The sequence below is a fragment of the Sphingobium sp. B11D3A genome, assembly GCF_025961695.1.
GTDB lineage: Bacteria > Pseudomonadota > Alphaproteobacteria > Sphingomonadales > Sphingomonadaceae > Sphingobium.
Window position 1 is genome coordinate 2,025,539 of record NZ_JAOQOE010000001.1, and the last position, 12,825, is coordinate 2,038,363.

A 12,825-nucleotide genomic window follows, 5' to 3' on the forward strand; every position below is an offset into this window, starting at 1 on the left:
CGGACCCGAAAGGCAATCAGCCCATTGGAGATTCGTACAATAATCTCATGAGCTTGTCGGTGACGACATTGACCTGATCAATCTCCTTGTCGCTCAGCCCTTCCAGCACCGACGCGCGGAAGGCGTGGGCAACCGCCATGATTTCATCCAGCGCTTCCTGCCCGGCCGGCGTGAGCTGGATCAGCTTGGTGCGCCGGTCGCTGGGGTCCTGCAACCGCACCACCAGGCCATCGGCTTCCAGCGTATCGAGCATCCGCGTCAGGGTTGGCCCTTCGATACCGATCCGCTTGGCGATGGCAATCTGCGCGCTCGGTTCCGGCGACCGGGCGATCGTCGAGAGCGCTTCCATGCGGGCCGAACCATAGCCCAGCGGACGCAGGCGCTCGTCCAGCATCGCGCGATAGCGGCGCGCGACGAGGATCATGCGATAGGTGAACCCATATTCGCGATCCAGCCGGCTCCCGCCGGTGATCGTCGGCAGGACGATGGCTGCCGGTTCCTCAGAATTCTCAGCCAATAGTAACCCCCACGTGGCCGGCGCGCCTGATTGCAAGTCGTTCCAAAGGCCCGATCATTTGCCCCCTGTCAACCCGAGAGCTGACGCCCGGCCGGATTGCCGCCTAGCCGGGCCAGCGTATCGCAATGCACAATTGAGTGTTGACGCTGCCCGTCCGCCACGCCAGATGCTTGGGCACAAGCCCGCGAGGGTTGGAGAGGACGACAGATAAGATTGTTGGGAGTTGCTGCAATGTCCACCCTTCGCGCGCTGTCGACTCGCGCTCACGCTGCCCTGATCCTGCCTTGCCTTGCCGTGCTTTCGGCCTGTGGCGGCAGTGCCGAACCGGCCCAGAACAATGTTTCCGAACCTGACAATGTGCAGGAAAACGCCGTGAACGCGGCGGCGGTGCCTGTCACAAATGAAGCCGGCAATCAGGCGGCGACCACACCCGCGCCGGCTGCCGAGGCGACAGAGGCTGCAGCGACAAAGCCTGCCGCCGAAACTGCAGCACCCAAGGAAACCGCAGCGGCCACACCGGCCCCCGCGAAGGTCGCAACCTCGGCGCCCGCCAGTGCCCCAGCCGCCGCGCCGGAGGGCGATGCCGCCAATGGCGCCAAGCTGTTCGCACAATGCCGCGTGTGCCACTCTGTCGAGCCTGACAAAAATGGTCTTGGCCCCTCGCTTCACGGCGTGGTCGGCCGCAAGGCCGGAACGCTCGCCGGGTTCAATTACTCGCCGGCCGTCAAGGGGAGCGGCATTACCTGGTCGGCATCTGCGCTGAATACCTATCTGCGCTCGCCGATGAAGGCGATGCCGGGCACCAAGATGGCGTTTGCGGGCATTGCCGACGATGCCAAGCGCGCCGACGTCATCGCCTATCTCCAGACCTTGAAATAAGCCGCCAGGCTGAAGCCGAGCCCATGAGGTCCGGCTTCAGCGGGACGACCCGAACCGATCCGGCGCATAGATGGATGCATCGATGTGCCGGAGCGCCGTCGGCAGCGCCTCGCCGAGCAACGTGGCCGCGCCGATCTGTGCTGCGGCAGGCGCCGTCTGCATGCCGAAACCGCCCTGCCCCGCGAACCAGAAAAAGCCGGGCACAACCGGGTCATAGCCGTAGACCGGCAGCCGGTCGGGCGCGAAGCTGCGGAGTCCTGCCCATTTATGCTCCACGGCCGCGACCGGCCAGTCGGTGACCTGCATAAACCGATCGACCGCGCGCGCGACATCCAGCTCTTCCGGCACCACGTCGCGTGCATCGTCCGGCGTTTCGTCATGCGGGGTCACCCACAAGCGCCCCTGCCCTTCCGACTTGAAGTAGAAGCTTCCATCGAGCGCGATGACCAGCGGGACATGCGCGGGCGCCGTTGGGCAGCGCAGTTGCACGACCGTCCGGCGCAGGGGCGTGATGCCCAGCGGCACGACGCCGCAACGCCGGGCGACATCATCGGCCCAGGCGCCGGCTGCATCGACGATGATGCCGCACACCAGCGGCCCGTCGCTGGTCTCCACAGCCCAGCCAGCGCCCTCCCGGCGCGCTGAAAGCAGCCGATTCGTCAGCCGCTCTTCCGCGCCGCCGCGTCGTGCGGCCCGCCGATAGGCAGCGAGAAGCCCGCCGGTATCGATGTCCGCACAGGAGGGGGCCGCGACACCGATCGTCCATTCGTCGCGGATGCCCGGCACAGCCTCGGCAAGCGCCTCCCGCCCGAGTCGCGTGAACTGGACGTCGCTGCTCGCGAAATCGGCAATCAAGCGGTCGGCTAGCACCTGTTGATCATGACGGCCGAGATGGATGGCGCCGCGCGGCGAGAGAAAGCCATGCTCGGAAAATGACGGTTCCGGCCGCGCCAGCATCGGCCCGCTCGCACTGGTCAACGGCTGCACGCCGGGGCCGCCATAGGTTTCTTCCCAGAACGCCACCGACCGCCCGGAAGCGTGATAGCCGGGCTGATCTTCCTGCTCGATGAGCATGACCCGAGCGTTGCCAGCAATGCCAGCGGCCAGACTGAACCCGGCGATACCGCCGCCGACGATTAGGATATCGACCGAGGTCATCGGCACCGCTCCGAATCGGTGGCAGCGCGACAAAGCCAGGGAATGCGCGCCAGATAGTGGTTACGCTTTGGTAAGGCGTACACTCTAGTCGTGCCCCATCATGTCGGGTGTCTGGATATCGACAGCGCTCAGCGCCATGCTGGCTTTGCTTCTCATATGGGGAGCGACGACGGACCTGCGCAGCCGAATCATATCCAACCGACTCAATCTGGCCATCGCGCTGCTCGCGCCCTGCTGGTGGTGGGCCAATGGCCTGTCCTTCTATCCTGACGTTCTGCTGCAAATCGGCCTGGCCGCCGCAGTTTTCCTGCTGTTCACGGGCTTGTTCGCGCTCGGCATGATGGGCGGGGGCGACGTCAAGATGCTTGGCGCGCTGGCCTTGTGGCTTCCGCTGGCGGCAATGTCGACCCTCATCATCGTCATGGCGCTGATCGGCGGCCTCGTCACCATCGTGACCGTCGTCCACCACCGGACGACGCGCCGAATCGGCCAGCCGGAGATCCCCTACGGCGTCGCCATTGCGCTCGCGGGCCTTTGGGTTCTCGGCGAACGCTATCTTAACCATTTGACTTAATGATCACGCGGATTGGGGCCGGGGGTGGCTCCGCCGACTGGAGGCGAGTTTCGAAATGGAACCGAAGAAGATCGCGCTGCTTGCTGGCGCGTTGATCATAGCGGTGGCGGCGGCGTTTCTCGCCCGGTCCATGTTCACCAGCGGCGGGGGATCGCCACAGGCAACGGCATCGGCCATGCCCGATACCGCGCAGATGCCGCATGTGCTGGTGGCGACCAAGCCGCTGCCGGTCGGGACGATCGTCGGGCCGGATGCCTATCGCTTCCAGCCCTGGCCGAAGGAACTGGTCGAGGACGCCTATTATATTCAGGGGAAAGCCGACGAGGCCCAGATGGTGGGCGCGGTCGTGCGCACCGCCATTGCTGCTGGGCAGCCGGTCACGCAGGGATCGCTGATCAAGCCGGGCGATCGCGGCTTTCTCGCCGCAGCCCTCAGCCCCGGCATGCGCGCCGTGACGGTGCCCGTCTCGGTGCAGAGCAGCGTTGCCGGTTTTGTTTTCCCCGGTGATCGCGTCGATCTGGTTCTCACGCAGAGCGTGCCTGGCGGCGGCGACGGCCCGCCCCTCAAGGTCTCCGAGACCATCCTGCGTAACCTGCGCGTGCTGGCGACCGATCAACGCACCAACGCCCTCGACGAATCGGGCAATCCGGTGGTGCGGACATTCTCCAACGTGACCATGGAAGTCACGCCGCGCATGGCCGAAAAGATCAGCGTCGCCCAGACTGTCGGTGCCCTGTCGCTGGCGCTGCGCTCGCTGGCGGACAACACGCAGGAGCTGGAAGCCGCGCTGGCCTCCGGCGACATCGATGCGGTGGATGCCGAGAATGGCGGCAACACGCTGATCACCGCCGCGCGGCCGGTCGATGGCCGCTCCACCTATTCCACCGGTGCCGACGTCTCGCGCTATCAGCGCAGCACGGTTCCCGCCAAGCCCATCGATCCCTCGGGCGCGCCGTCCGGCAATGGTCCGATGGTGCGCGTGGCGCGGGGGACGGCGGTCACCAATGTCGAGCTGGGGAGCAAGTGAGATGAGCAGCCCGTCTAGGCTCCGTATGGCGCGCACCGCGACCGGCGTTCTTGCCACCGCGCTCGCCCTGACCGTCAGCGCTACCGTGGCGCCGGCCCTTCATGCCCAGGCGACCATGGCGCCCAAGACCGACGGCACGCTGCTGCTGGCCGTTGGCGAAAGCCGGGTGATCAACCTGCCGGCCAATCTCACCGACGTGGTGATCGCCAACCCCAATGTGGTCGATGTGCATGTCCGCTCGCAGCGGCAGGTCTATCTGATCGCAAAGGCATCGGGCGAAACCAACGTGTTCATCACCGCGCGCGACGGCAAGATGCTCTACGCCAATGCCGTGCGGGTGGGGAACAACATCACCAGCATCGACCAGATGCTCCGCCTCGCCATGCCCGAATCGGACGTGCAGGTGAACACCATGAACGGCATGGTGCTGCTCACCGGCACCGTCGCAGCGCCGGAAGACGCAGCGGAGGTCCAGCGGCTCGTCCAGGCCTTCTCGGGCGCCGACACCAACGTCGTCAGCCGACTGCGCACCGCGACGCCGCTGCAGGTCAACCTGCAGGTCCGCATTGCGGAAGTGAACAAGAACTTCACGAAATCGCTCGGTTTTAACATCCTTACGCAGGATACGACGGGCGGCTTCCAGTTCGGCATTGGCCGGGGCAACCCCGGCTCGCTGGCGACGGGCCAGTTCAACGTCATCGAGAATGGCACGTCCATGGCCTTCGCGGGCAATCTGCTCGGCCTCAACGTGCTCAGCACGCTTGATCTCGCAGAGAATCAGGGCCTGGCGGTCACGCTGGCCAATCCGAACCTGACGGCCCTCTCCGGCGAAACGGCGAGTTTTCTCGCGGGTGGCGAGGTGCCGATCCCCATCGCGACCCAGCAGCAGGTCAGCGTCGAATATAAGCAATATGGCGTCAGTCTGGCATTCACTCCCACGGTGCTTGCCAATGGCCGCATCTCGATGCGCGTGCGGCCCGAGGTCTCGCAGCTCGACAGCAGCTCGGCGGTGCGCGTGAGTGGGTTCGACATTCCCGGCATCCAGACCCGCCGCGCGGAGACGACCGTGGAACTGGGCTCGGGCCAGAGCTTCATGATCGGCGGCCTGCTCTCCACGGCGAGCGGCAACACGATCGAGAAGACGCCGTTCCTGGGCGACATCCCCATTCTTGGCAATCTGTTCAAGTCGCAGAGCTATCGGCGCCAGGAAACCGAGCTGGTGATCATCGTCACGCCCTATCTCGTGCGCCCGGTCGACGCGCGCCAGATCGCGCTGCCGACTGACGGTTATCGCAGTGCCGATGACGCGCAACGCATTCTGGGTGGTCAGATCCACGACGGTAGATCCGGCGATGCCCGGCCCACGCCGCAACCCCTGCCTCCCAAGACGGTCGAGCAGGGCAGCGTCGCCGCGCGCTCGGGCAATGCCGCACCCGGCTTCAGCTTCTGAGGTGGAAGGACGAGAGATGATCAAGACAAGCTTCTTCCGCGCAGCCGGCACCACAACCTTGATGGCGCTGGCCCTCATCGGCCAGTCCGCCGATGCCCGCTCCCGCGAGGTCAATCGCGGGGTCGAGCCAGTGCATCAACCGGTCGTCGAGCGCACCGATTTCGTCTTCGACCTGAACCCGGACGGCGCAGGCACGCTCAGCCGCATGGACGAGCGCCGGTTGACCGTCTGGTTCAACGCCCTTGGCCTTGGCTATGGCGACCATGTGACGCTCGCCGGCGATACCAGCGGTTCTCTGGCGCTGCGCGATGGCGTGACGCAGGTCGTGGGGCGCTACGGTCTGCTCGTGGATGGCGAGGCGCCACTGACGGCAGGCGCACCGCCCATCGGCGGCCTGCGCGTCGTGGTCAGCCGCTCGGTCGCCAGCGTGCCGGGCTGCCCGACATGGCGGGACAAGGCGGAAGCCAATTTGAGTGGCGGCCTGAGCGACAATTATGGGTGTGCCATGGCCACCAACCTCGCAGCCATGGTCGCCGATCCGCGCGACCTGGTGGAAGGGCGCGAGGGCGGCCTGGACGTCACCAATGTCGTGAACAGCAAAGCCATCAAGACCTATCAGGAGACGGCCCCGACGGGCGCCGGCGGCCTGCAGGGCATGTCGGTGGGAGGCAAGTGAGATGAACGCACCCTGGAAAGCCGGCGGACCGCATGGCCGCGATGCGTTTCACGCCTATGTCTGCGACGATCATAGCCTCGAGGTTCTGCGGACGGCGGTGCAGGAGATGGGCTGGCCCACCGAGAAGCTCTACAAGGGCGGGCTGCGCAACGCTGTGCAGTCGCTCTCGATGTCCGCAAGCCCCAACATCCTCTTTGTCGACCTCTCCGAATCGGCCGACCCGCTCACCGACATCAACAGTCTGGCGGAGGTCTGCGAGCCGGGCACGGTGGTGATTGCCTCGGGGCAGGTGAACGACGTGCGCCTGTACCGCGATCTCGTCGCCAGCGGCCTGCAGGATTATCTGCTCAAGCCGCTCGCCGTCGACACCATGCGCGATATTCTCACCGGCGCTCAGGCGGTCTTCCTGACGCCCAAGGCAGAGGTGGCGAGTGAGCGGGCGCACATGATGGTGTCTGTCGTTGGCGCGCGCGGGGGCGTCGGCGCCTCCACTGTCGCCACGTCACTCGCTTATCTCACCAGCGCGCGCGGCAAGCGCTCGACGGCCCTGCTCGATCTCGACGTGCATTTCGGCACCGGCGCCCTCGCGCTCGATCTCGAACCGGGGCGCGGCCTCACTGATGCGGTGGAAAATCCCAGCCGCATCGACGGGCTCTTCATCGAGCGCGCCATGGTCCGCGCCAGCGAAACGCTGGCCGTGCTCTCGGCCGAAGCGCCGATCAGCCAGCCATTGCTGACGGACGGATCGGCTTACTTCCAGCTGGAGGAAGAGCTGCGGTCTGCTTTCGAATGGACGTTCGTGGATATGCCGCGTGGCATGTTGGTCCAGCACCCGCATTTGATCCATGAATCCAGCGCCATCGTGCTGGTCACCGACTTCACGCTCGCGGCGGCGCGCGATACCATCCGCATCCTCTCCTGGCTCAAGACGAACGCCCCGCAATCGCAGGTGATCGTAGCCGCCAACAAGGTGCAGGTCGGCGTGGCGGAGATCACCCGCAAGGACTTCGAGCAGAGCATCGAGCGGGCCATCGACGTGGTGCTGCCCTATGACGCCAAGGTCACCGCCCAGGCGGCCAAGCTGGGCAAGACGGCAGCGGAAAGCGGCCGCTCCAGCAAGCTGGGCCAGGCCTTGCTCGATCTGAGCAACCGACTGAACTCGGCAGACCTCGCCGAGACGGGCGCCAAAGGCAAGAGCGGCGGATCGCTGATCGGCCGGCTGCTGGAGGTGAAGATCCCCGGCAAGGCGAAGAAGAAGATGGATGCCGATCCTGTGCCGGGCAATGATTGACGCGGCGCAAGCGCCTGCGAGCAAGACGTAACTGGATGAGACCCTGATGAATAGCCAGCTTCTCCTGCTGATCCTGCTCGCGGCGATGGCCATCGCCTTGCTGGTCATGGCCCTCTCCGGGCCGTCCGCCGACCGCGTCGGGAGCCGCCGGATCGCCGCCATTCGTGGGCGCCATGCAAGCAGCGAGAGCAACCAGATCGAAGCGCGGATGCGCAAGGCGATTGCCGCGCGGGGGCTCGATCAGGGGCATCTGTTCACATCGCTGATCCCGAACCCGGAACTGCTCGCCACCCGACTGCGCATGACGGGCAAGAAATGGACGCTCAGCCAATATGTCACGACATCCGTCGCGCTGGCGATTGGCGTGCTCGCCATCATGGTGCTGCGCGATTATTCGTTTCTTCTGTCGGTGCTCGTCGCGATTGCGATCGGCTTCGGGATTCCGCATTTCGTCGTCGGTCGGCTGATTGCGCGGCGGGTCAACAAGTTCACTACCAATTTCCCTGACGCGCTCGACCTGCTCGTGCGCGGCCTGCGTTCTGGCTTGCCGGTGGGCGAGACAATGATGGTCGTCAGCCAGGAAATCCCCGGGCCGGTGGGTGAGGAATTCAAGCTCATCACCGAGCGGATCAAGATCGGCCAGTCGATGGACCAGGCGCTGCAGGAAACCGCCGCCCGCCTCGGCACGGCGGAATTCAAGTTCTTCTGCATCACCATCAACATCCAGCGCGAGACGGGCGGCAATCTGGCCGAAACGCTCGCCAACCTCAGCAACGTTCTGCGCCAGCGCGCGCAGATGAAGCTGAAGATTCGCGCCATGTCGTCCGAATCCAAGGCATCGGCCTACATCATCGGCGCTCTGCCCTTCATCGTCTTCGGGCTGATCAGCTGGATCAACTTCAAATATATGTCGGCCTTTTTCATCGGCGATCCCAATGGCGTGTTCGGCCTCAGCCTGATGCAGGTCATCGCCATCGGCGCGATGATGTGGATGAGCATCGGTGTGTTCATCATGGCCAAGATGATCAGCTTCGAGATCTGAGGGGAGCGCGCGATCATGCAATCCACCGGCGCCACGCTCTTTGGCCTCACCGCAGCCGATCTCGGCACCTTGCTTGCCGCCATGGCGACCTTCGCCGTGCTGGTCGCGCTCTACGCCGCTACGACCGTGCGCAACCCGATGGGTCGGCGACTGCGGGCGCTGACCGATCGCCGCGAGCAGCTCAAGGCCGGCATCATCGTTGCCCCGTCCAAGCGGCGGACCAAGATAGTCCACCAGAGCGACACGACGGACTGGATGCAGAGCTTCCTGTCCTCGCTCAAGGTGCTGCAGGACGATCAGTTGCGGGATGCGCAGAAGAAGCTCGCCCAAGCCGGCATCCGCTCCAAGGAATATGCTATCGCGGTCATCTTCGCGCGGCTGGTGCTGCCGATCGCCGTGGGCGGCTCGGCGGCTCTGCTGATCTACGGTCTTGACCTCTGGCCGCACTGGGGGCCGCTCAAGAAGTTCGGCGCCTTCGCCGGGGCCCTGCTGCTCAGCTACAAGGCGCCGGACCTCTATGTCGGCAACAAGGTCACCAAGCGCTCCGATGCGATCCGCAAGGGTATTCCCGATGCGCTCGATCTGCTGGTGATCTGCGCCGAGGCCGGCCTGACCGTAGACGCCGCCTTCGCGCGCGTCGCCCGCGAACTGGGCTCGGCCTATCCCGAACTGGGCGAGGAATTTCAACTCACCTCCATCGAGCTCTCCTTCCTCACCGAGCGGCGCATGGCCTTCGAGAATCTGGCCGAGCGGGTGGATGTCGAGGCGCTCAAGGGTGTCGTCACCACGATGATCCAGACCGAGAAATACGGCACGCCGCTGGCCTCTGCGCTGCGCATCCTCTCCGCCGAATTCCGTCATGAGCGCATGATGCGCGCCGAGGAAAAAGCGGCGCGCCTGCCGGCGATCATGACCATCCCGCTGATCCTGTTCATCCTGCCGACGCTGTTCGTCGTCATCCTCGGCCCGGCGGCCTGCTCCATCAAGAAAGCGTTGCTGTAACCTCAGGTTACATTGCGGGCCGCCTTGCGGTCAGGCCGTCCCTGCGCCACTAGGGCCAGAATCGCCATTTGGCACGGACTATCAGGAGACCGTCATTGCCCGCTCAGATCATCACGCCGGTCATCCTCTCGGGAGGATCGGGCACGCGGCTCTGGCCGGTCAGCCGCAGCGAGCATCCCAAGCAATTCATCGCTCTCACGGCGCCGGAAACCATGTTCGAGCTGACGCTGGGCCGGGTAGCCGGTCTCGAAGGCGGCGCGACGCCCCTGGTTGTTGCGAACGCGGCCCATGCCGAGATCATCCGCAAGCAGGCGGGGTCCGAGTTGACGCTGATACTCGAGCCGAGCGCCCGCAACACGGCGCCCGCCATCGCGCTGGCGGCGTTGGCTCTGGAAGAGAGCGACAGCGCCCTGCTGGTGATGCCGAGCGATCATGTGATCGCTGACGTCCCGGCTTTCCATGCCGCCATCGAGCGCGCCCGGCCGCTGGTCGCCGATGGCTGGCTCGTGACTTTCGGCATCGAACCGACCGCACCGGAAACCGGTTTTGGCTATATCGCGCTCGGGGACGAACTGGCTGCGGGCGTCAACACCGTCAGCCGCTTTGTCGAAAAACCTGACGCAACCCGCGCCGCACAGATGCTCGCACAGGGCGGGCATGTGTGGAACGCCGGCATCTTCCTGTTCGGCGCCCGCGACTTTCTGGCCGCACTGGCGACGCACCAGCCCGCGATGCTGGCCGCTGCGCGCGCGGCGATGGCGGCAGCCACCCGCCAGGGCGCCGCGATTCTGCCGGATGCCGCAGCCTTCGCGCAATGCCCGTCCGACTCGATCGATTATGCCGTCATGGAACGGGCAGACAAGGTCGCCTGCGTCCCGGTCAGCATGGGCTGGTCGGACGTGGGGAGTTGGGATGCGCTTTACGACCTTGCCGACAAGGATGAGGCGGACAATGCCCTGCAGGGCGCCGCCTATGCCATTGATGCCAAGGGCTGCCTGATCCGCAGCGATGGCCCGGCCGTGACGGTCGTCGGCGCGGAGGACCTGATCGTCATCGCGTCGGGCGACGAGATCGTCATCCTCCCGCGCGGGCGCTCTCAGGAGGTCCGCAAGGCTGTCGCGGCGCTGAGTGAGCGGTCGGGGCGGTCATGAATCGCGCCCGCCCGCACTGGCTGCGGGCACTGCTGATCGTCCTGGCCTTGATGATCATCCTGCCGGTTGTCGCGCAGTTCGTGTAGAGCGGCAAAGGGCACTTCCAAGCGCAACACGCTCGTGGCAAGGCGGCCCCACGCAGCAAGGACAATCCGATGACCGACAAGCCCACCATCCTCGTCACCGGCGGCGCCGGCTATATCGGCAGCCACGCCGTGCTGGCGCTGGTTGATGGGGGATGGCCGGTCGTCGTGGTCGATAATCTCACCACCGGCTTCCGCTGGGCCGTGCATGAGAAAGCCGCGTTCGTGGAAGGCGATATCGGCGACGCCGCGTTCATGGAAGGCGTGCTGCGGCAGCATGGCGTCAAGGGCATCATGCATTTCGCCGGTTCCATCATCGTCCCTGAATCCGTTGAAAATCCGCTCAAATATTACCGTAACAACACCGCCAACAGCCGCGCCCTCATCGAGGCCGCGGTGCAGGCCGGCGTGCCGCACTTCATCTTCTCCTCCACCGCCGCCACCTACGGTATTCCGAAGGAAAGCCCGGTGCGCGAAGACAGTCCAAAGCAGCCGATCAATCCCTATGGCATGTCCAAGCTGATGACCGAGATCATGCTGGCGGACGTCGCCGCGGCCCATCCGCTCAATTTCTGCGCGCTGCGCTATTTCAACGTCGCCGGCGCGGACCCGCAGGGGCGCTCCGGCCAGTCGACGGCGGGCGCGACCCACCTCATCAAGGTCGCGGTGGAAGCGGCGCTGGGCAAACGCGAGAGCGTCGCAGTGTTCGGCACGGATTTCGATACGCCGGATGGCACGGGCGTGCGCGATTATATCCATGTGAGCGATCTGGCTGCCGCGCATGTGCTGGCGCTGGAAGCCCTGATGGCCGAGCCGGAGCGCAATCTGACGATGAACTGCGGCTATGGTCGCGGCTTCTCGGTGCTCGACGTGCTCGACGCCGTGGACCGGGTCACAAACCGAAAGGTCGAGCGCCGCATCGAAGGCCGCCGCGCTGGCGATCCGCCGGCGCTCATCTCCGATAACAGCCGCATCAAGGCCACGCTGCCCTGGCAACCCGCTTATGCGGATCTCAACACCATCGTCGATCACGCGCTGGCATGGGAGCGCAAGCTCTCGGACATCCGCGGCGACAGCTGAGCGGTTCAGCGCCGGTGCGGCGGGATAGCCCAGTGCGCGGCGAAGTCTGAGGATTTCTCCGCGAACAACGCCTCGCCCAGCCGGGCAGCCTTGCGGGCAAGAGCCTCGGCGCGTTGGTGCGCCAGGGCTGCGAGTTGCGCCGCCGCAGCAGGGTCGGACAGCAATCCACCATCCTGACGCAGGCGCGCGATCAGCATGTCGAGATCGTGCCGGTCGCCCAGCAGGTCGCCGAGACGATCGGTCCTGGCGAGGCGCCGCTTCGCGAGGTCCGGGTTCAACCGGCTCAGAAGGCGGATATGCTGGCCGTGATATTTGACGTGCTTGCGCCATGCATGACTGGCTTGCGCAGCAGCGGGGGTTCCGGCGATGGCCTCGAGCGCGCGCATCGCTTGCCGGGCCTGCCGATACGTCTTGCGCAAGCCCGGCAGGATCGCGTCCTCGCCCCGCGCGGTGAGCGCCCATGTCGGCGCGCGGACGCGGGCTGCGAGCAACGGCGCCCGACATGACTCGATCTGCTCGGCCATAGCCCCGGCAGCACCATGCCCCGGCGCTGCCCAATGTGACCGCAGCATCGCCCAATCCTGGCGCGCCTCGTCCGCATCGATCAGGCTATCCAGCGTCTCGATCAGCACCGCGCTGTCCCGCGCGCCGGAAAGCATTGCTGCGATATCCCGGAAGGCGGCATTTTCGGTTTGATAGGCTGGAAAGGCGGGGCGGACGAGCCGCAGCAGGCCGCGCATCGCCTTGCAGGTCCGTCGCAGCTGATGAACGGTCCGAGCGGGCAGCGCCTCACCGCTGCGAAGGAGAGCGAGGGCCTCGTCCAGTCGCTCACAGGCGATCCGGCGGAAACCCTCCTCCACGGATGTATCGGACGATCTGAACCGAAACGGCATGT

The 12,825-nt window shown here is 65.6% G+C and carries 13 protein-coding genes; 10 read left to right on the forward strand and 3 right to left on the reverse strand.

The window, feature by feature from the left end; genetic code table 11:
- Nucleotides 1-16 precede the first annotated feature (16 nt).
- Complete coding sequence (locus tag M2332_RS09645) at nt 17-517, reverse strand: MarR family winged helix-turn-helix transcriptional regulator (protein ID WP_181561226.1); 501 nt, start codon at nt 515-517, stop codon at nt 17-19.
- Between the two features lie 231 nt (nt 518-748).
- Here M2332_RS09645 and M2332_RS09650 point away from each other — a divergent pair, with 231 nt between their 5' ends.
- Complete coding sequence (locus tag M2332_RS09650) at nt 749-1,396, forward strand: c-type cytochrome (RefSeq protein WP_181561225.1); 648 nt, start codon at nt 749-751, stop codon at nt 1,394-1,396.
- A gap of 36 nt (nt 1,397-1,432) precedes the next feature.
- On the opposite strand, the gene M2332_RS09655 is transcribed toward M2332_RS09650, so the two are convergent.
- A complete protein-coding gene (locus tag M2332_RS09655) occupies nt 1,433-2,554 on the reverse strand; it encodes an NAD(P)/FAD-dependent oxidoreductase (RefSeq protein ID WP_264573871.1) in 1,122 nt (373 codons plus the stop codon).
- A gap of 100 nt (nt 2,555-2,654) precedes the next feature.
- Here M2332_RS09655 and M2332_RS09660 point away from each other — a divergent pair, with 100 nt between their 5' ends.
- From M2332_RS09660 to galE, 9 genes are all read left to right on the forward strand, one after another.
- Complete coding sequence (locus M2332_RS09660) at nt 2,655-3,128, forward strand: prepilin peptidase (protein ID WP_181561223.1); 474 nt, start codon at nt 2,655-2,657, stop codon at nt 3,126-3,128.
- Between the two features lie 55 nt (nt 3,129-3,183).
- Entirely contained in the window at nt 3,184-4,155 is a 972-nt protein-coding gene (cpaB, locus tag M2332_RS09665) for a Flp pilus assembly protein CpaB (RefSeq protein ID WP_181561222.1), read from the forward strand.
- Nucleotide 4,156: 1 nt separating this feature from the next.
- On the forward strand, nt 4,157-5,605 hold the full coding sequence (locus M2332_RS09670; RefSeq protein ID WP_264573872.1) for a type II and III secretion system protein family protein: 1,449 nt from the start codon (nt 4,157-4,159) through the stop codon (nt 5,603-5,605).
- A gap of 16 nt (nt 5,606-5,621) precedes the next feature.
- On the forward strand, nt 5,622-6,281 hold the full coding sequence (locus M2332_RS09675) for a CpaD family pilus assembly protein (protein WP_264573873.1): 660 nt from the start codon (nt 5,622-5,624) through the stop codon (nt 6,279-6,281).
- Nucleotide 6,282: 1 nt separating this feature from the next.
- Nucleotides 6,283-7,572, forward strand: a complete 1,290-nt coding sequence (locus M2332_RS09680; RefSeq protein ID WP_264573874.1) for an AAA family ATPase — start codon at nt 6,283-6,285, stop codon at nt 7,570-7,572.
- A gap of 46 nt (nt 7,573-7,618) precedes the next feature.
- Complete coding sequence (locus M2332_RS09685) at nt 7,619-8,614, forward strand: type II secretion system F family protein (RefSeq protein WP_264573875.1); 996 nt, start codon at nt 7,619-7,621, stop codon at nt 8,612-8,614.
- Nucleotides 8,615-8,629: 15 nt separating this feature from the next.
- Complete coding sequence (locus M2332_RS09690) at nt 8,630-9,616, forward strand: type II secretion system F family protein (RefSeq protein ID WP_264573876.1); 987 nt, start codon at nt 8,630-8,632, stop codon at nt 9,614-9,616.
- Between the two features lie 95 nt (nt 9,617-9,711).
- Complete coding sequence (locus M2332_RS09695; protein ID WP_264573877.1) at nt 9,712-10,767, forward strand: mannose-1-phosphate guanylyltransferase/mannose-6-phosphate isomerase; 1,056 nt, start codon at nt 9,712-9,714, stop codon at nt 10,765-10,767.
- Between the two features lie 155 nt (nt 10,768-10,922).
- Nucleotides 10,923-11,930 (forward strand): UDP-glucose 4-epimerase GalE, encoded by a 1,008-nt coding sequence (gene galE, locus M2332_RS09700; protein WP_264573878.1) that lies wholly within the window; start codon nt 10,923-10,925, stop codon nt 11,928-11,930.
- 5 nt (nt 11,931-11,935) lie between these two features.
- On the opposite strand, the gene M2332_RS09705 is transcribed toward galE, so the two are convergent.
- Nucleotides 11,936-12,823 carry a CHAD domain-containing protein gene (locus M2332_RS09705; RefSeq protein WP_264573879.1) on the reverse strand — a complete coding sequence of 296 codons (888 nt, stop codon included), beginning with the start codon at nt 12,821-12,823 and terminating at the stop codon, nt 11,936-11,938.
- Between the last annotated feature and the right edge of the window lie 2 nt (nt 12,824-12,825).

Bases quoted from the DNA above. Each gene is read 5' to 3' on its own strand.
- M2332_RS09650 (WP_181561225.1), top strand. From the start codon at position 749: ATGTCCACCCTTCGCGCGCTGTCGACTCGCGCTCACGCTGCCCTGATC.
- M2332_RS09655 (WP_264573871.1), bottom strand. From the start codon at position 2,554: ATGACCTCGGTCGATATCCTAATCGTCGGCGGCGGTATCGCCGGGTTC.
- M2332_RS09660 (WP_181561223.1), top strand. From the start codon at position 2,655: ATGTCGGGTGTCTGGATATCGACAGCGCTCAGCGCCATGCTGGCTTTG.
- cpaB (WP_181561222.1), top strand. From the start codon at position 3,184: ATGGAACCGAAGAAGATCGCGCTGCTTGCTGGCGCGTTGATCATAGCG.
- M2332_RS09670 (WP_264573872.1), top strand. From the start codon at position 4,157: ATGAGCAGCCCGTCTAGGCTCCGTATGGCGCGCACCGCGACCGGCGTT.
- M2332_RS09675 (WP_264573873.1), top strand. From the start codon at position 5,622: ATGATCAAGACAAGCTTCTTCCGCGCAGCCGGCACCACAACCTTGATG.
- M2332_RS09680 (WP_264573874.1), top strand. From the start codon at position 6,283: ATGAACGCACCCTGGAAAGCCGGCGGACCGCATGGCCGCGATGCGTTT.
- M2332_RS09685 (WP_264573875.1), top strand. From the start codon at position 7,619: ATGAATAGCCAGCTTCTCCTGCTGATCCTGCTCGCGGCGATGGCCATC.
- M2332_RS09690 (WP_264573876.1), top strand. From the start codon at position 8,630: ATGCAATCCACCGGCGCCACGCTCTTTGGCCTCACCGCAGCCGATCTC.
- galE (WP_264573878.1), top strand. From the start codon at position 10,923: ATGACCGACAAGCCCACCATCCTCGTCACCGGCGGCGCCGGCTATATC.
- M2332_RS09705 (WP_264573879.1), bottom strand. From the start codon at position 12,823: ATGCCGTTTCGGTTCAGATCGTCCGATACATCCGTGGAGGAGGGTTTC.